16 protein-coding genes are annotated in these 17,469 nt (G+C 50.7%); 5 read left to right on the forward strand and 11 right to left on the reverse strand.

Annotated features, from left to right (window positions below):
* The first annotated feature begins 65 nt into the window (after positions 1-65).
* Positions 66-1,535: a hypothetical protein gene (locus ACN0UY_RS09195; RefSeq protein ID WP_417666432.1), complete on the forward strand. Its 1,470-nt coding sequence runs from the start codon at positions 66-68 to the stop codon at positions 1,533-1,535.
* Here ACN0UY_RS09195 and ACN0UY_RS09200 read toward each other — a convergent pair.
* Entirely contained in the window at positions 1,532-2,008 is a 477-nt protein-coding gene (locus ACN0UY_RS09200) for a BCAM0308 family protein (RefSeq protein ID WP_417666434.1), read from the reverse strand. The genes ACN0UY_RS09195 and ACN0UY_RS09200 overlap by 4 nt on opposite strands.
* 157 nt (positions 2,009-2,165) lie before the next feature.
* Between ACN0UY_RS09200 and ACN0UY_RS09205 the strand changes: the two genes are divergently transcribed.
* From ACN0UY_RS09205 to ACN0UY_RS09215, 3 genes are all read left to right on the forward strand, one after another.
* On the forward strand, positions 2,166-2,807 hold the full coding sequence (locus ACN0UY_RS09205) for a response regulator transcription factor (RefSeq protein ID WP_417666436.1): 642 nt from the start codon (positions 2,166-2,168) through the stop codon (positions 2,805-2,807).
* 124 nt (positions 2,808-2,931) lie between these two features.
* Entirely contained in the window at positions 2,932-3,402 is a 471-nt protein-coding gene (locus tag ACN0UY_RS09210) for a CBS domain-containing protein (RefSeq protein ID WP_417666438.1), read from the forward strand.
* Between the two features lie 25 nt (positions 3,403-3,427).
* The gene (locus ACN0UY_RS09215; protein WP_417666440.1) at positions 3,428-3,889 is read left to right on the forward strand and encodes an Hsp20/alpha crystallin family protein; all 462 of its coding nucleotides are present in this window, start codon (positions 3,428-3,430) and stop codon (positions 3,887-3,889) included.
* A gap of 4 nt (positions 3,890-3,893) precedes the next feature.
* Here the strand turns inward: ACN0UY_RS09215 and ACN0UY_RS09220 are convergent, their stop codons facing one another.
* The gene (locus tag ACN0UY_RS09220) at positions 3,894-4,358 is read right to left on the reverse strand and encodes a tRNA (cytidine(34)-2'-O)-methyltransferase (protein ID WP_417666442.1); all 465 of its coding nucleotides are present in this window, start codon (positions 4,356-4,358) and stop codon (positions 3,894-3,896) included.
* A 77-nt stretch (positions 4,359-4,435) separates the two neighbouring features.
* On the opposite strand from ACN0UY_RS09220, the gene ACN0UY_RS09225 reads away from it, so the two are divergent.
* Positions 4,436-5,416: a cation diffusion facilitator family transporter gene (locus ACN0UY_RS09225; protein WP_417666444.1), complete on the forward strand. Its 981-nt coding sequence runs from the start codon at positions 4,436-4,438 to the stop codon at positions 5,414-5,416.
* Here ACN0UY_RS09225 and ACN0UY_RS09230 read toward each other — a convergent pair.
* From ACN0UY_RS09230 to ACN0UY_RS09270, 9 genes are all read right to left on the reverse strand, one after another.
* Positions 5,340-6,323, reverse strand: a complete 984-nt coding sequence (locus tag ACN0UY_RS09230; RefSeq protein ID WP_417666446.1) for an alpha/beta fold hydrolase — start codon at positions 6,321-6,323, stop codon at positions 5,340-5,342. The genes ACN0UY_RS09225 and ACN0UY_RS09230 overlap by 77 nt on opposite strands.
* Entirely contained in the window at positions 6,324-7,712 is a 1,389-nt protein-coding gene (locus tag ACN0UY_RS09235; RefSeq protein WP_417666448.1) for a sensor histidine kinase, read from the reverse strand.
* Positions 7,713-7,719: 7 nt separating this feature from the next.
* Positions 7,720-8,397 carry a response regulator transcription factor gene (locus tag ACN0UY_RS09240; RefSeq protein WP_417659158.1) on the reverse strand — a complete coding sequence of 226 codons (678 nt, stop codon included), beginning with the start codon at positions 8,395-8,397 and terminating at the stop codon, positions 7,720-7,722.
* A gap of 123 nt (positions 8,398-8,520) precedes the next feature.
* A complete protein-coding gene (gene ntrC / locus ACN0UY_RS09245) occupies positions 8,521-9,918 on the reverse strand; it encodes a nitrogen regulation protein NR(I) (protein WP_417666450.1) in 1,398 nt (465 codons plus the stop codon).
* Positions 9,915-11,057 carry a nitrogen regulation protein NR(II) gene (gene glnL / locus ACN0UY_RS09250; RefSeq protein WP_417666452.1) on the reverse strand — a complete coding sequence of 381 codons (1,143 nt, stop codon included), beginning with the start codon at positions 11,055-11,057 and terminating at the stop codon, positions 9,915-9,917. Before glnL ends, ntrC begins: the two co-directional genes overlap by 4 nt.
* Entirely contained in the window at positions 11,041-11,646 is a 606-nt protein-coding gene (locus tag ACN0UY_RS09255; protein WP_417666454.1) for a hypothetical protein, read from the reverse strand. Before ACN0UY_RS09255 ends, glnL begins: the two co-directional genes overlap by 17 nt.
* A 14-nt stretch (positions 11,647-11,660) precedes the next feature.
* Positions 11,661-13,073: a glutamate--ammonia ligase gene (gene glnA / locus ACN0UY_RS09260; RefSeq protein ID WP_220445678.1), complete on the reverse strand. Its 1,413-nt coding sequence runs from the start codon at positions 13,071-13,073 to the stop codon at positions 11,661-11,663.
* A gap of 284 nt (positions 13,074-13,357) precedes the next feature.
* Positions 13,358-16,486, reverse strand: coding sequence for an efflux RND transporter permease subunit (locus ACN0UY_RS09265; protein WP_417666456.1), 3,129 nt, complete (start codon positions 16,484-16,486; stop codon positions 13,358-13,360).
* On the reverse strand, positions 16,479-17,429 hold the full coding sequence (locus tag ACN0UY_RS09270) for an efflux RND transporter periplasmic adaptor subunit (RefSeq protein ID WP_417666458.1): 951 nt from the start codon (positions 17,427-17,429) through the stop codon (positions 16,479-16,481). The genes ACN0UY_RS09265 and ACN0UY_RS09270 overlap by 8 nt, the downstream gene beginning before the upstream one ends.
* Positions 17,430-17,469 lie beyond the last annotated feature (40 nt).

Genomic DNA, 17,469 nt, shown 5'->3' on the forward strand with positions numbered 1-17,469 from the left:
GTTTAGTTTCATAAGTTTTATGACCTGATATACTGCTAAAGGTTTAAAGCGAAAGGAAAGTTGTATTGCGTGACATGACAAAACAGTTGGTTTATATCCTCTCGGTGCTGGTTGCAGTTGGCTTTTACATGCCTGCGCAAGCGCAACCATCGTCCAGCAGTGCGTCTGATCAAACATCCACACTAACCTTTCGCCAACCTGACGCTGGGCCCGTCGTTTACGCGGTGCAAGAAATTCTTGAAGAAGCTTATGCGGCGCTGGGTATTACCCTGCGCTATGTGGATATGCCGCGTAACCGCAGCTTGGTGGAAGCCAATAACGGGCGTATTGCTGGCGAGCTGGGTCGTTATGGTGAGCTCGATGACGCCTTCAAAAATCTTCAGCGCGTGCCATTTCCGTTATTTGCATTTGAAATTGTGCTGGTCGCCGACCGGCGTAACTGCGGTTTATGCAGTATTAACAACGTTGAAAATCTAGCGTTTATCAGCGGTATGCAAACTGTCATGCAACTGCTAAAAGACAACAACTTCAGCCGTCCAACGGTGCAAGCACTCGATATTCAGCAACTGAATCTAATGTTCATCAATAACCGCGTAAATGCCGTGCTGATGAATGACTTTGAGGCGCGCCAACTGGGTTACTACGACAACCCACATCTTATCATTACGCCCATGCTGTCGCAGATTGGCTACCATTATTTGCATAATAACTATGCGCATTTAATTCCAAGGCTAAACGAAGAACTTGAACGCATGCATGCAGAAGGCCGGGTAACCACGATTTATCGTGAACACGGCGTGACGTTTGAGCGCATGAGTTTATTTCAACAGACTCCTTTTTATCCCACGGTTTCCGTCACTGCAGGGTTAATGCGTGATCGCACCCATGTTGACGGCAGCGGGAGCTACTGGAACTTGATGAAACGCGTGTTTGAGCCAGTTACCGATAAGCTTGAATTGCATACCAACAGTTATCAGCGGGCCGTATTGGGTTTAAATGAAAACCGCTTTGACGTGTTAGTTGGCGGCACCCAAACACAGTCATCTATTAAGGGTGTTGCGTCATACACGCACTTTGATTACGACCGCGATGTGCATGCATTTACGCTGACGCAACAAGCCATGGATGAGCTGTTAAAGGCTAAGTTGGAACGGCCAGTCTGTTTTGTTGCAGGGTATGATTACGACACCTTTTTTCCAAAAGGGATGACTTACTACCGCGCGAACAACTCGCTGGACTGCTTTGCCATGCTGGATATGAAGCGAGTAGGTGCGGTAATAACGTTTAATGACAATACGCCGGACTGGAACACCACGCCATATATAGAACACAAGCTGCGTGAAGCCTACCCGATTCACGTCATGTTTCACGACACACCGCGCGGTCGCGAATTACGCGACTGGTTCGACAAACGCATGCGAGAGCTGGTGCACAGCGGTGAAATTCGAGAAATATTTGACCAAGCTACGCTGCGGCGTTCGTATCTCTATCACAGTTTACCGCCGTCCACGACACCGCAAGACCGCAACCGCTAGCGCTTCCATGTGGCCCGGCAGATGGCCTCATCATACTGTATGTCGAGCTCACCTGAGTGCGCATGCTTTAATGCGTTACCCACGCGTTTCGGCAAGTGCATATCGGTAAAACTGTATGTAACAGCATCCGGCTTCTGGTCCATTTGGATAATTCGATTCATCGGGTGCTGCTTATTCTCATGGTCAACCTGATGCTGAATTAAATGCATAATTTCATCTTTGTGGGCGAAAAAATAATCACCACTTAAACTCAGCACGCCTGTGGGGCTTTGTTCATTTGTTTGCCGACAAGCAGGGCAGACGACGCTTGCCGCTTCTGCACTTGCTTCACTTGGCCAGCACCAGCGGCCATCATGAAACTCGGCGCCACACTGCTTACAGCGCGACGGGCTCGTCAGCTTTCTTGATTCGTCATCAAGCCTCCATACACGAGGCTTTCCTTTTATTGTCTGGGTTGAATGCACGCGCGCCATAATGAAATCACCTTGAAGATTCAAATAGAACTAAAGCATACCGCAGCCATGGTGGTCATGAATTCAGACAATGGATGAAATTGGCATCAGGAAAAATCGTATCTATACACTATACTCATAGCCTGTATCGCCAAATTGTGGGGAGTAAGCCCCAACCATGTATAAAATACTTTTAGCGGATGCCTACCCCATCTGCCGATTAGGCTTAGCGACACTTATTGAGAGTGTGACCGATTTGAGCGTTTGTGGTGAAGCCGATTCAGCACATGAAGCGCAGCATCTCGTACAAAAATTACGCCCTGATGCGCTGGTGCTTGGCTTACAACTTGCTCAAGGTAGCGGGTTACAACTTATTCACAGCCTTAGGGCACAGCACCAAAAACTCCCCATACTTGTCGTTTCCATGTACGACGAAATACTATTTGCTGAGCGCGTTATCCGTGCTGGTGCAAATGGGTACATGCATAAGTCGGAGACAGGCGCGAACTTGCTGGTTGGGCTGCGGCAAATTCTGAAAGGTAAGCTCTACCTCAGTGCAAGTATGTCGGATAGGTTGTTGCGCTCGCATTTACACGGTCACGTATCCGACCCATTGCCCAGCGAGAGTAAGCTTACTGATCGCGAAATGGAGGTGTACATGCTACTTGGGCAAGGCTATACAACCAAGCGAATTGCCAACGAGCTACACCTTAGTCCCAAAACGGTAGATTCACATAAAGAACATATTAAAGAGAAGCTTGGAATTACCGACAACATCATGTTGTTGCGCCGAGCACTTACATGGAGCATTGAAAAGTAATCATGTAATCGTCTATCAGCAATTTCCCTATCCGCAATACCGACTCCTCCCTACAGTTTTATCTCGTCTTGATAACTAGTTTTATCAGGCGTTTTGCGCATTGTGCGCTTTTGAAGAGAACGTTATGAAAGTGAAAACCTATATGTCACCCGACGTACGCACTATAAAGTCAAAGGAAACTTTGCAAGACGCTGCGAAATTAATGTTGGAGGCCGACTGCGGCGCGCTGCCTGTTCTGAACGAAAAGCGCCAGCTGGTTGGCATGCTAACCGATCGTGATATTGCTTTAGCCGGATTTCGGAAAGGGCAGCCGCTGAAGGAAATTTCAGTAGCTGATGCCATGTCGAAGAAGGCTTTCAGTATTAACGCTGACGATCAACTCACTGTAGCTGAAGAGCTTATGCAAAAAGAGCAAATACGCCGTCTGCCAGTGCTTGATTCCAGTCAACATCTAATCGGAATTTTATCGCTCAGCGATATCGCTGTCGCTTTTCATCGCGATTCAGGCCGTCAGGTAAAAGCTGACGAAGTGGCAAATACACTAGCATCTATTTGCAGGCATCGCTCGCACGCTCACACGCCTGCGATTCTGTAATTTTTCATACGAAGAGGAGATTATCATGAGCTTTTTCCCGCAATTACGTAATGAAAGTCAAGTTGCCCGTTGGGACCCCTTTAATGGTGCAAGTTCAATTTTTGATGCGTTTAATGATGTGTTTAACACCTCATGGCCTGCGCCAATTGAGTCAAAATGGAATCCACCGTTAGATATCATTGAAAATGACAAAGAAGTGGTGCTGAAAATGGATGTGCCGGGCATGGAAAATAAGGATATTCACGTTGAAATTAATAACGGCGCATTAGTTATTCGTGGTGAACGAAAATACGAAAAAGAACATAAAGACGACAATTATTTATGTATCGAGCGTCGCTACGGCCAATTTGCACGAAGCTTCCGTCTGCCCGACTATGTCGATCAAGACCACGTTAAAGCGGAGTGTAAACATGGTTTGCTACAGGTTCACTTGAGCAAGAAACCTGGCAAAAAGAAAGACGTTAAAGAAATTTCAGTAAGTAGTTAAGTAGTTAGAGCTCGGTCATAAAGTTCTGCTGTCGCCACGCTTCATAACTAACCAACGCCACGGCGTTGGATAAATTCAGTGAACGGTTATTTGGCATCATGGGAATCAGCAGGCGTTGACCGGGTTCTATTTGTGCCATCACATCAGGGTCGAGCCCACTCGTTTCAGAACCGAATAACAACACATCGCCTGGCTGAAAAGCAACTGATGCGTAGCTGCGCGTGCCTTTGGTGGTAATGGCGTAAATTGGCCGTTCACCCATGGCTTGCTTGAAGGCGTCAAAATTTGGATAGCGCTCCACACGGCTTAGGTCATGATAGTCCAACCCAGCGCGGCGCAGCTTCTTTTCTTCAAAATCAAAGCCCAAGGGTTCAATTAAATGCAGCGCGCAGCCATTGTTGGCGCACAAACGAATGATGTTGCCAGTATTGGCGGGCATCACTGGATTGAACAGCGCTATATGAAACATCTAATTTCTCCATCGGTTCTAAAGGGTGTATTCTATCTTATTGGCACGGTGAATACAGAGCGAAATCAAGGGCAGGTATGTCAACCTCACAGCAATCAAAACAAGAAAATTATGCGTTTTGGGTAAAGCTGGCGACGCGCGCTTCGGTGACTGTTGCGTTCGTATTAATCACTGTGAAAGTTGTGGCATGGCTGATAACAGATTCGGCCAGTATGATGGCCTCACTTACCGACTCTATGCTCGACAGCCTGGCTAGCTTGTTTACCTTTTTTGCTGTGCGCTACGCCATTCAGCCGGCCGACAATGAACACCGTTTTGGTCATGGTAAGGCCGAGTCGTTAGCCGCTATGGTGCAGTCAGCATTAATTACTGGCTCAGCGATGCTGCTGGTTATTCACAGTGTGCAACAATGGATACAAGGCACGCCTGTAAGCCAAGCTGAAATTGGGGTGTATGTGTCGCTGCTAGCCATTGCGCTTACCTTAGCGCTAGTGATTTTGCAACGCATTGCCATACGCAAAACAGGTTCGCAGGCGATTGCCGCCGATGCCCTGCACTTTTCCTCAGACTTGCTACTGAACAGCGCAGTTATTGTGGCGCTGATTTTAAGTGCTTATGGCATGCTGTGGGCCGACAGTGTGTTCGCAATATTAATTGCAGTATTTTTGGCCCAAGGTGCCATTCGTATTGGTTGGCATGCATTTCAGAGTTTAATGGACCGCGAATTGCCCGATGCCGAAAAGCAATTGGTGATTACCACCATTAAGGAAGTGCCCGGCGTACGTGGCTTGCACGGGTTACGCACGCGCTCTGCGGGCCCTATGCGCTTTGTGCAAGCACACATTGAGCTTGATGATCATTTAAACCTGCGCCAAGCGCATGACATTGCCGATATGGTTGAGGTGCGGGTTGAAGCCTTGTTTGACCATACCGATGTGATCATTCACATGGACCCACTCTCGGTGGTACCCAAAGAGCTTCCTACTGAGACGCGTCCGGCTGAAACCAGCGCAATACCGCATCAAGAGCCGGCTGACGGTAGCGATCAGACTCCATAAATAGTTCGTGTCTTGCACCATCAATGCATTTTATTTGGCTACGTTCGTCTTGCAGACGCGCTAAAAAACGGTGGTGACTTTGATTGTCAACCACGCTATCGGCACCTGACTGCAACACCAGCACGGGTATGTCAATTTTGTCGGCCTGCTGCTGCGCTGCGCGCATTGCTGCGAAGGCCTGCGCCAGCCAATTAAACGTTGGCCCACCCAATTGCACTTCAGGATTTTGTTCGTAGGCGTCACGAAACATTTGATAGCGGGCTTCGCTATGGGTCAGTTCATTTTCGTCAAACGGCACGTACCGATAGTCAGTCATGCCGAAGAAGTACCAGGGTTTGCGTGGGCTAAGCAAACGGTTCAGTAAGGCACCAGCAATGACCATAGTTTGCGCATACCACTTGGGCTTATTACCGGTGAGTACACCCAGCATGGGCGACGACAATACGGCTTTTTCAATGCGGTGTTCATGTTGCGCTAGATATAATGCTGCAATCGCGCCCCCCATGGAGTGGGCAAGTAGATATTGAGGTACCTTTGGGTAATAGCTGGTTACTTGCTGTACCACGGCTTCAAGGTCATCGACAAAGTCTTGAAACTGATCAATATGCCCATGATGTGGATTATTGCTGAGCCGATCAGAGAAGCCTTGCCCGCGATGATCGACCACAGCCACTGCATAATTAGATTGTGCCAGTTGCCAGACTAATTCTTGGTATTTTAAAGCGGCTTCAATACGGCCCGGGCAAATCAACACCAGCCCTTGCGGATGCACGGGCCGGTGCAAGTACCAATGCAATAGCACGCCGTCGGGACGCGCTAACTGATGCGACTCAACGTGGTCACGCCAAAAGGGTTCAATTTGTTGGGTGTAAAAACGAATCCACTGCGGATCATCATCCGTGTACATCTAAGCGGGCTCCTGTTGCTCCTGTTGCAACGTGTCGATGGCCACAACTGGCAGGTGTATGGATACCTCGAGCCCTCCCTCAGGATGATTGCGCGCTGTAACCGAACCGCCAAGTACGTTTGCTGCCCTTAAGCTTAATGCCATACCTAAACCAACGCCAGCTTTGTGATGTCGTGACGGGTCACCACGGAAAAAGGGTTCAAATAATTGCACCAGTTGGTCTTCTGGCACGCCGTCGCCATGGTCACGCACAATAATGGTGAAATTGGCGTCATCGTGACGCTCACAACTTAGCTCGATAATCCCTGCGGTGTATTGCAGCGCATTGCGCACTAAGTTTTCCATGACCAGTCGCAATAACTCCTCGTCAGTACCTGTCACCAGCCAACCGCCATCCATAACAATCACGCGTTCGCCATGTTTGGCGTCAGCATAGGCTAAATCGGCGGCCAGTGTTTTGGCTAGGGCATGGGTATCAACCGGCTGTGGGTTCATTTTCACCAAGCCATTTTCCAACCGCGACAACGACAAAATGCGTTCAATGATGGTACCTAGGCGGTCCACGTCGCGGCTCATTTGCACTAAGTGCGGGTTGGCATCAAGATTGTCTTCGTCTTGGCTAAGCATTAAAGCAACTTGCATACGCGCCAGCGGCGAGCGCAGTTCATGTGACACATCGCTTAAGAGTCGGCGCTGGGCGTCACGGGATACTTTTAAGTCATGGGCTGCGGTTTCTAATGCGCGCGCCAGCTCACCTAATTCGTCAGTGCGGCGCGGTAAGCGTTTCAGGTGCAGGTGATCGGCGCCGGCCGCAATTTCACGGGTTGCGCGAATCAACCGTTTTAACGGTAGCACCAGCCAGAAACCAAGCAGTACCGCAATCAGCAACGAGCCAAACAATAGCGTCATGGTTTGTGCTTTATCAGACTGTTTCTGCGAAATGATTTGCTGCTGACGTTCGTCATCGGTTAACGGTCGGATGAGCAAAATACGCTGCTCGTCCAACACAAATGGACCTAACAACATGCCGTTGGGCATGCGCAACTGTTCCGGCTGTTCGGCGTCGAGTTGGCGCATCAGCTCGCGTCGGTGGGTATTGGCGAGGTTGGGTTCTAATTGCAGCCTACTTGGCCCTTCTTCAGGCGTAACCGCCGCCGCAACCCGATAGTTACCCGCCAGTAAACGGCCTGGAGTTAATGAGCTGAAGGTAGTTTGGTCAGTCAGTAAGGGCGATAGCGTTTCACGCACATCGTCAGAGAGTGGTTTAGCTGTTTCCGGCTGCGCATACCAAATCGCCAATAGGAAACCGCTGCTGGCCACTGCAAAAAGCAGCGCCCAAAACAGCAGCAACAAGCGAAGTGTTAGCGAATGGTACCAGCGGATTTGCATGCATACCTCAAGCTAACTGAAGTAGGCGATAACCTCGACCGCGCACGGTTTGAATACGCTCTGGATTATGATTGATTTTTTTACGGATGTTACTAATGTGCACGTCTAAGCTGCGATCAAATGGTGCTAACTGGCGGCCAAGAGCTGCCACGGAGAGCTGATCTTTGCTGACCACCTGACCTTTGCCTTGCACTAGGGAGCGCAGAATATCGAATTCCGTTGGGGTAAGTTCCAACACCTGCTCGTCGCAGCGTACTTCGTTTTGCAACGGATCAACGTGGAAGCCGGCAAATTCTAGCGGTTCTGGGCGTACTGAGGTGTTCGGGGTGCGACGTAACAAAGCGCGCACGCGGGCAACCAGTTCACGTGGATTAAACGGCTTCGGCAAATAGTCATCGGCGCCGAGTTCAAGACCCTGCACCCTGTCTTCGTCATCGCCACGCGCGGTTAGCATTAATACTGGTGTGCTACGGGCTTGTTGGCGGAGACGTTGCAACAGCTGGAAGCCGTCAATACCGGGTAACATCACGTCAAGTAGAATCAAATCAAACGAGCCGCTTAACGCGCGTTGTAAGCCAATTTCACCATCCGGCGCCAAGGTAAGTTGGTAGCCTTCTTTGGTAAGAATTTGTTCCAGCATACTGCTTAGTTCTGCGTCATCATCTACAAGTAAAAGCTTGGTCATTTCGATGTTGTCCTGCGTCATTCGTTACAGCTTATAATAGGTGGTCTTAATTATGTAAAGATAAGCCGCGGCTGCATACCCTGTTTACTGAACTTTTACTTGAATTTAGTCACTTGAAATTAGTCACTTAGATTCGTTCAGTTTACGGGCAAGGGTATTGCGTCCCCAACCTAATAATTCGGCTGCTTTTTGTTTATGCCCGTCGGTATGCTCTAAGGCAATATCAAGGGCTAAATGTTCAATGGTGGGCAACAGGTTATCTAAGATGTGGGTATCACCTGCTTCGCACCGACTTTTAATTTCGTTACGTAACAGTGTATACCATTCGGCGGAATTTGCTTGGGTATTTTTTACCTTGTCGTTTGATAAATCTTGAGGTAAATCAGCAACATCGATAGTTTGCCCTGGCGCCATGACGGTTAACCAACGGCAGGTATTTTCAAGTTGTCGAACGTTTCCGGGCCAGGCTGCGTTCACCAGCATCTGCTCTGCGGCAGGCGTAAGTCGCTTGGGGCTACCGCCAAGTTCTTGCGCCGCGCTTTGTAAAAAGTGCTGCGCCAATTGCGGAATATCTTCACGGCGCTCAGCCAGCGTTGGCAATTGCAGACGAATTACGTTCAGTCGATGGAACAGGTCTTCACGAAAGTCACCCTGACTTACCCGCTGCTCGAGATGCTGATGGGTGGCGGCGATAATACGCACATCAACTTTCACTGGCTGGTAGCTGCCTACTGGGTAGAACTGCCCTTCGGCCAATACCCGGAGTAAGCGTGTCTGCACTGCTAATGGCATGTCACCAATTTCATCTAAGAATAACGTGCCGCCGTGAGCTTGCTCGAAGCGGCCTTGGCGCTTTTGGGTCGCGCCGGTAAAGGCGCCTTTTTCGTGACCAAACAGTTCTGATTCAATCAAGTCGGCAGGAATTGCCGCCATGTTCAGTGCAATAAATGGCTTCTTTGCGCGCGGGCTATGTTGGTGCAAGGCGCGAGCAACCAATTCTTTACCGCTGCCGGATGCGCCGGTGATTAACACGGTTACGCTGGAATGCGACAAACGGCCAATGGCGCGAAACACGTCCTGCATAGCGGGCGCATTGCCGATGATTTCTTGCACGTCGTTGGCTTGCTCAGCGGCATCAGCCGGGCTAGCTGTGTGTTCGGTTTCACGCGCGAGCGCGCGGCTGACCGTATGCACCACTTCGTCAATGTCGAACGGCTTGGCCAAGTACTCGAACGCACCACCTTGAAAGGCGCTTACAGCGGAGTCCAAATCGGAATGGGCGGTCATCACAATCACCGCGATCTGTGGATAGTCGTGATTCAGTTTGCGCAATACTGCCAGGCCGTCATCGCCCGGCATACGAATGTCTGTCAGCAAGACTTTCGGTTGCGTTTCGCCCAGCGCAGTATAAAGGCTTTGTGCATCAGCGAAACTGGTGCAGCTTAACCCGGCTCGCGCCAAGGCGCGTTCCAGCACCCATCGAATCGAGCTGTCATCGTCCAGAATCCAAATCGAGTTCATGCTCTATCACCGTTTGCTTTGTCACCGCAAAGGGTTTCACTATAAGGCAGGTACACGCAAAATTCGGTGTGGCCTGGTTCAGATTGCACTTCAATTTTACCGGCATGCTGGTGCACCAAGTTTTGCACAATCGACAGCCCCAAACCTGTGCCGCCAGCCCGGCCGCTCACCATTGGATAGAACAAGGTGTCACGCAGCGCCACAGGAATGCCCGGGCCATTATCTTGAATAACCACCACGGCACACTGACGATAGCGCTTGCCATGAATGGTCTGCTGATGCGCAATACGCGTGCGTACGGTGATAGTTGGGTTGCTGGTGCTTTCGCTCTCCAGCAGTGAATCACAAGCGTTCATCACCAAGTTCAAAAACACCTGTTCCAATTGTTCAGGGGCCATTGTCAGTTCGGGCAGGCTTGGGTCGTAGTCACGCAACCATTCGATACCGGTACCCGCGCCTAAACGTGCCACCTTGATCACTTGCTCCAGCAGCGCGTGCAGGTTGGCTTCTTTGCGTTGGGGCAATTGATGCGAACCCAACATTCTGTCCACCAAGGTGCTCAGGCGGTCAGCTTGGCGAATGATTAAGTCGGTGTACTCTTGCAAGGCGCTGTCGTTCAATTCACCGGCCAGCAATTGCGCTGCACCGCGCAAACCACCCAGCGGATTTTTAATTTCGTGAGCCAGCCCACGCACCATACTTTGCGCAGCTTGCAGTTGTTGCTGCTGTGTTGTTTCCTGATTAATGCGGCGAATTTGGTCAATTTGGCGCAGCTCAAGCAAGATACTCAAGCGCCCGTCAGGTTGGCGCAGCGGCTGCGCAATGAACTCAATGGTAATGCGTTGACTGTCATGCAACACCAGCGTCACGTCGCTGTCGGAAACCGACTGCTCATCACGCAACGCGTGTTGTATCACCATGGGGTCAAGGCTACTGAAATGGAATAAACTGAAAAATGGCTGCAACTGAAAACGCCGCAGGCTGCCATCTAGAATAGCTTCAGCCGCAGCGTTCATATATTGAATTCGAAGTTGGTCGTCCAGCAGCACGACCGCAGTAAGCAACTGGTCAAGATGCGGTTGCACCAAGTTGGTGCAATCGCTGGGTGACGTTAGTTCGCGATCAGGCTCCGCCGCCATTGCCACCGCTACCTGCGCCTGCACCATTGATGGCGACGCGCAATACAAACACGACCACGGTATCCGAGCGCGCAACTTGATTGCCTTGTGCATCAACAATACGCACATAGATACGGCGCTCACCGCGACTAATTTCCGCCAGCGTTACCTGATTGCTGTCGCTGCCACGCCATGCTGGTTGTCCGTCAACGAACAACTCATACACGTAACCTTCTGGCAGGCGTTCAGGATCAGACTGCCACAACACATCGAACTGACCGTTGTTGGCCCGAATCGGCTGTTGTTGCTCAGGCGAGGTAATCGCTACCGAAAACTCAGTGGGAATCGCCTCAGCTTCGGCGGTACTGTCACCGCCGGTCGCTGAAACTTCAGGTTCACTCGGTTGTGTCGCCACAACCGGCTTCGCAAATTCAGTCACTGGCGCCTGCTCAATCTCTACCTTTTCAGCGCCTTGCAGCGGCTTGTCCGTGTAGGTGATTGAGCCATCGGCATTGCGCTTCTTATAGACTTGCGCATCGCTTGGTTCAACGTGCAACGCAGCGCCTATCAAAAAGATTAATAAAATTGCCAATAACGCCAGTGGTTTCATCGTTGCTCCAAACCTTACACGCTGTAGTACAGGTCAAACTCAATTGGATGCGTGGTCATTTTTAACTTCATCACTTCCTGGTGCTTCAGTTTAATGTACGCATCAATCATCGCGTCAGTCATCACGCCGCCAGCAGTCAAGAACTCACGGTCTTTGTCCAACGCTTCCAACGCCATTTCTAACGAGTGACATACCGTCGGAATTTCTTTCGCTTCTTCCGCTGGCAAGTCATACAAGTCTTTGTCCATCGCATCGCCAGGGTGAATCTTGTTTTTAATACCATCAAGACCAGCCATCAACAATGCCGCGAAACATAAGTACGGGTTTGCCGCCGGGTCAGGGAAGCGCACTTCAATACGACGTGCTTTTGCACTTGCAACAACCGGAATACGAATTGACGCAGAACGGTTACGCGCCGAGTAGGCCAACATAACAGGTGCTTCGTAACCTGGCACCAAACGCTTGTACGAGTTGGTGGTTGGGTTACAGAACGCATTCAATGCACGTGCGTGCTTGATGATACCGCCAATGTAATACAACGCCATTTCGCTCAAGCCACCGTACTGGTCGCCAGCAAACAAGTTTTTACCGTCTTTGCTAATCGACATATGTACGTGCATGCCTGAACCGTTGTCGCCAACAATTGGCTTCGGCATAAAGGTTGCCGTCATACCGTATGAATGCGCCACGTTGTGCACAACATACTTATAAATTTGGATTTCATCCGCTTTTTTCACCAAGGTGTTAAAGCGTGTTGCCACTTCGTTTTGACCCGCAGTTGCAACTTCATGGTGATGCGCTTCAACAACTAAGCCCATGTCTTCCATAACCGTACTCATGGTGCTACGAATGTCGTGCGCCGAGTCAACTGGAGGCACTGGGAAGTAACCGCCTTTCACACCTGGACGGTGCGCCAAGTTACCTTCTTTGTATTCTTTGCCCGAGTTCCATTTCGCTTCGTCAGCTTCGATTTTGTAGAACGAGCCGCTCATATCGGTATGAAAACGTACATCGTTAAACAAGAAGAATTCTGGCTCTGGGCCGAAAAATGCAGAATCACCAATGTTCATGCTTTGCAGATACTCTTCCGCACGACGCGCAATTGAACGCGGGTCACGGTCATAACCTTGCATGGTGTCTGGCTCAAGAATGTCACACACCACGTTCATGGTGATTTCATCCGTGAACGGGTCTAATACCACCGAGTCACAATCCGGCATAAGTACCATGTCTGACTCGTTGATGCCTTTCCAACCGCCGATGGACGAACCATCAAACATTTTGCCTTCTTCGAAAAACTCTTCGTTGATTTGCGAAACCGGGATGGTCACATGCTGTTCTTTACCTTTAGTGTCGGTAAAGCGTAAATCCACGAATTTGACATCGTGTTCTTCAATGTAAGCCATAACGTCTTGTGGTGTTGCCATGTGATCCTCCGCGATCGTGCATGTACTAGGTTCAGAATGAGTATAGCAAGCATCGACTGTTGTGCTTGCTTCTTTGCACCAAATTAAAGCAAAAACGATGCCAATATTAGATTTGGCAAATTTTTCAATAGGTTAACTTGATTCAGGTGCGGTTATGGTACTAGCTAATGGCTCTATTTGCACCATTATAGTGCAAATTAATGCACCACGGAAGTGCAAAGGATTTGAAGGCGTGGTTCGTTATTGGTTATTCGTTATTCGGAACAACCAATAACGATTAACGATTAACGCTCTTTAGCCATTCGGCGGCGTAGAAGCGACGCGTACAACAACGGAATAACCACTAGCGTTAATGCCGTAGACACCGCGATACCGAATATAAGGCTCACTGCAAGGCCGTTGAAAATGGGGTCGTCGAGTATGAAAAACGCACCCATCATTGCGGCGATTGCGGTCAGGGTAATCGGCTTGGCGCGCACCACTGCAGCTTCAATTACGGCGGTATTGAGATCTTTGCCGGCAGCGACTTCTTCACGAATAAAATCCACCAGCAAAATCGAGTTCCGCACAATAATACCGGCCAGGGCTATCATGCCGATCATTGAAGTGGCGGTGAACTGCGCTCCCAATAACGCATGGCCTGGCATGATGCCGATTAAAGTAAGTGGTATTGGCGCCATGATCACCAGCGGCGTCATATAGCTGCCGAAGTGGCCGACCACAAGTACATAAATCAGCAGCAATCCGACCGCATAGGCGAGGCCCATGTCACGGAATGTCTCGTAAGTAATTTGCCATTCGCCGTCCCACTTCAGCGCCGTTTGATCCCAAATATCGGGTTGCGCAATAAAGGTTTGTGGAATGTCGATCTGACCTGCGGCGTCGAACAGGCCGTACAGCGGGCTGTCGAGTTCGCCGGCCATGTCGGCGGTCACATACACCACCGGTCGCAGGTCTTTGTGATATATCGGCTGCGCATAGGCAAGTTCTTCGCGTTCAATCAGTTCAGCAATTGGAATTGCCTCACCGGTGGTTTGGCTGGTCACCGACAGGCTTTCTAATTGCGCCAATTGCCCTTGCCAATCGGCTGGCAAGCGCAGTTTTACGGGTACTGGCTGGGTTTGCCCAGGCATCGCCAAAAAGGTGACATCCATGCCGGCTAGTGCGGTTTGTAAAACTTGCACCACTTGCCCAGCCGAAACGCCAAGTTGTGCCGCACGTTCGCGGTTTACTTGCCAAATCTCTTGCGTGGCATCGGCCACGAGGGTGCTGTCAATGTCCACCACGCCTTCGGTTGCGCGAAGCTGCGCAAGCACGTCACGGGCGCCCTGCTCGCGGGCACTGGCCGACGGGCCATAGAGCTCGGCGACAATCGGTGCCAGTACGGGCGGGCCTGGCGGTACCTCAACCAGTTTTAATGAAGCGCCTACGGCGTCAGCAATAGGTGTCAGCATGGGACGAAGCGCTAGGGCAATTTCATGGCTGGCGCGATCACGGTCGCCAAGGTCAGCAAGGGTAACTTGTATGTCGCCCATATTGGCGCCTTCGCGCAAGTAATATTGGCGCACTAAACCGTTGAAGCCGATCGGTGATGCTGTTCCCGCATAAATCTGGGTGCCGACAACTTCGTCCACTTCATCCAGCTTCTGCGCCAATTGCATCAATACGGCATTGGTGTCTTCTAAGGTGCTGCCTTCTGGCATATCCAGTACCAGTTTGATTTCACTTTTGTTATCAAATGGCAGCATTTTCATGACCACGGCTTGCACCACGGCCAGCCCCATCATCAAGACAATCAGGGCAATTAAGCCAAAGCCCATAAAGTAGCGACGCTTGCGGTGCGTTAACAGCGGCTGCATGATTTTTTCAAAGAAGTTATGCAGCTTGCTGCTATGCGCTTCGCCTTGGTGGTGCTCGTCTTTCAGTAAATGACGGGCCAGCCACGGTGTCACGGTTAACGCAATAATCAGCGAGAGCAGCATACCCAACGACGCATTAATCGGGATTGGGCTCATGTAAGGGCCCATCAGTCCGCTGACGAAGGCCATAGGTAGCAATGCGGCGATAACGGTGAAGGTGGCCAGAATTGTTGGTCCACCCACTTCGTCAACAGCAGCTGGAATTGCTGTTTTTAGTGACTTCCCGAGGCCAAGGTGGCGATGTATGTTTTCCACCACAACAATGGCGTCATCGACCAAAATACCGATTGAAAATATCAGCGCGAATAACGACACGCGGTTCAGGGTAAAACCCCAAGCCCAGGATGCAAAGAGTGTCATGGCCAAGGTCAGTACCACGGCACTACCAACCACGATGGCTTCGCGCTTGCCCAGCGTTAACAACACCAAGGCGACCACCGAGATGGTTGCAAAAATGAGCTTTTGAATCAGCTTGGACGCTTTATCATCCGCGGTTTGCCCGTAGTTCCGGGTCACGTCGATGGTGATCTCAGGGGGCAGCCACTGCTGCTTGAGGGTGTCTAATCGGGCCAGCACTTCTTGGGCCACCACAACGGCGTTTTCGCCCGCCTTTTTGGTGACGGCTAAGGTCACTGCCGGTTGTGCTTCTCCGCCTGCGGGGCGCGACCACACGTAGCGCGACGGCACCACGGCGCTGTCACTTATTTCAGCAACTTGCTCCAAGCGCACGGGTTTGCCATCAACGTTCGCTACAATCAAGTTACGCAGAGTGTAAACGCTGTCGATAAAACTACTGGCTTGCACCGGAATTTTTTGCCCGTCTTGCAACCGATAGCCGGCCTGAGCACTTTGATTTTGCCCTGAAAGTGCTTGGCTGACAGCATTAAAGTCGAGGCCAATGCGGCTTAAGGCGGTGTTATCCAGAGTCACATTGATCTGTTCTGGCTCGGCACCAATTACAACCACTTCACGCACACCGCTCACATTTTGGAGCGGTTCAATTAAGGTGTCAGCGACCGACTTCAAATCAAGCCCATTTGAGGTGATGGTTAACCCAAGTATAGGAACATCGTCAATACCACGGGCTTTCACCAAGGGTTGAGAGAAGCTGGGGTGGCGTACTTGCCAGCTCGATAAGCTATCGAACAGTTCAACCAGCGCTTTTTCGCGCGGCACACCCACTTCAAACTGAACCGTCACCAGCGCTTGGCCTGATTGCGATACCGAGTAAATGTGTTCAATGCCCTGCATGCGGGCAAAATGTTGCTCTAACGGGGTAGCCAGCTGCGCTTCAACCTGGTTTACATCGGCGCCGGGAAACGCCACCATGACATCCGCCATGGTTACGTCAATTTGCGGTTCTTCTTCACGCGGCGTGATTAATGCGGCCATGATGCCGAGCATTAGACCAAAGATAGCGAGCAGCGGGGTGAGCTGCGAGCGTTCACCCCACGCCGCAATTTTACCTGCGATGCCGAGGGGTTTGTTACTCATAGCTGATCACCTCACCCGCCTGCAAGCCACTTACGATTTCGATATGGTCGTCTTGCTGCAGACCTAAACGCACCGCGCGCCAGCTATTGTCTTGCATTCGTACCATGGTCAACTCACCTTGATGGTAAACCGCAGCTACTGGCACTTGTACGCCTTGATGCTCACCAACTTTCACCAACACCGGTTGCCACTGGCCAGGCATCAGCCCACTGTCATGGGGCAATATCAACCGCATGCGCACGGTACTGGACTGGCTGTGCACGGTTGGAAACACTTGCTGAGACGTTGGCGTCAAGCCGTTGATACGAGCCCACTGATAGTCTTTTGCCGCTTGGGCATAGCTCGCTGGCAGGTCGACATGCAGACGCAGCTCACTGGGGTCAAAACCTGACAATAACGGGGTGCCGGGTTGCACCAACTCACCCGGTTCAACCATACGCGCGCTAACAATACCGGCATAAGGTGCTTTCACTTCGGTGTATGACAACTGCTCTTCAGCACGTTCGACGGCTGCTTCGGCTGAGCGCCGTTGTGCTTTCGCATTATCGAGTCGCGCTTTGGCGCGATCGCGCTCAGCAACCGGAATCAACTCACGTTCAACCAGGCTGATAATACGATCGTACTCTTGTTGCTCCGCCACCAGTGTGGCTTGCGCCGCAGCTACTTGCGCTTGCGCTTGAGTCAGCATTTGGTATTGCTCAACAGAGGTAATGGTCAGCAACGTTGCACCAGCTGACACTTCATCACCCACATCGACCAGCACACGTTCAATGCGGCCAGACACCTGCGCTGATACGGTGGCACTATTGGTTGACTCTACCAAGCCCTGCAAGCGCAAGTATTCCGCAATCGTTGATTGCTTCAACGACAATTCGGCGGCAGTAGCATTTGCCACTCCAGCAATACAAATAACGAGTAGATAGACCCATTTGTAGATAGACATCATCATCTCCAGACTTATCATTGCCAAACTTCAATATGGT

It is taken from the genome of Pseudidiomarina sp., assembly GCF_048268165.1.
GTDB lineage: Bacteria > Pseudomonadota > Gammaproteobacteria > Enterobacterales > Alteromonadaceae > Pseudidiomarina.

Coding starts and splice junctions, on each gene's coding strand:
- ACN0UY_RS09200 (WP_417666434.1), bottom strand. CDS start 2,008: ATGGCGCGCGTGCATTCAACCCAGACAATAAAAGGAAAGCCTCGTGTA.
- ACN0UY_RS09205 (WP_417666436.1), top strand. CDS start 2,166: ATGTATAAAATACTTTTAGCGGATGCCTACCCCATCTGCCGATTAGGC.
- ACN0UY_RS09210 (WP_417666438.1), top strand. CDS start 2,932: ATGAAAGTGAAAACCTATATGTCACCCGACGTACGCACTATAAAGTCA.
- ACN0UY_RS09215 (WP_417666440.1), top strand. CDS start 3,428: ATGAGCTTTTTCCCGCAATTACGTAATGAAAGTCAAGTTGCCCGTTGG.
- ACN0UY_RS09220 (WP_417666442.1), bottom strand. CDS start 4,358: ATGTTTCATATAGCGCTGTTCAATCCAGTGATGCCCGCCAATACTGGC.
- ACN0UY_RS09225 (WP_417666444.1), top strand. CDS start 4,436: ATGTCAACCTCACAGCAATCAAAACAAGAAAATTATGCGTTTTGGGTA.
- ACN0UY_RS09230 (WP_417666446.1), bottom strand. CDS start 6,323: ATGTACACGGATGATGATCCGCAGTGGATTCGTTTTTACACCCAACAA.
- ACN0UY_RS09235 (WP_417666448.1), bottom strand. CDS start 7,712: ATGCAAATCCGCTGGTACCATTCGCTAACACTTCGCTTGTTGCTGCTG.
- ACN0UY_RS09240 (WP_417659158.1), bottom strand. CDS start 8,397: ATGACCAAGCTTTTACTTGTAGATGATGACGCAGAACTAAGCAGTATG.
- ntrC (WP_417666450.1), bottom strand. CDS start 9,918: ATGAACTCGATTTGGATTCTGGACGATGACAGCTCGATTCGATGGGTG.
- glnL (WP_417666452.1), bottom strand. CDS start 11,057: ATGGCGGCGGAGCCTGATCGCGAACTAACGTCACCCAGCGATTGCACC.
- ACN0UY_RS09255 (WP_417666454.1), bottom strand. CDS start 11,646: ATGAAACCACTGGCGTTATTGGCAATTTTATTAATCTTTTTGATAGGC.
- glnA (WP_220445678.1), bottom strand. CDS start 13,073: ATGGCAACACCACAAGACGTTATGGCTTACATTGAAGAACACGATGTC.
- ACN0UY_RS09265 (WP_417666456.1), bottom strand. CDS start 16,486: ATGAGTAACAAACCCCTCGGCATCGCAGGTAAAATTGCGGCGTGGGGT.
- ACN0UY_RS09270 (WP_417666458.1), bottom strand. CDS start 17,429: ATGTCTATCTACAAATGGGTCTATCTACTCGTTATTTGTATTGCTGGA.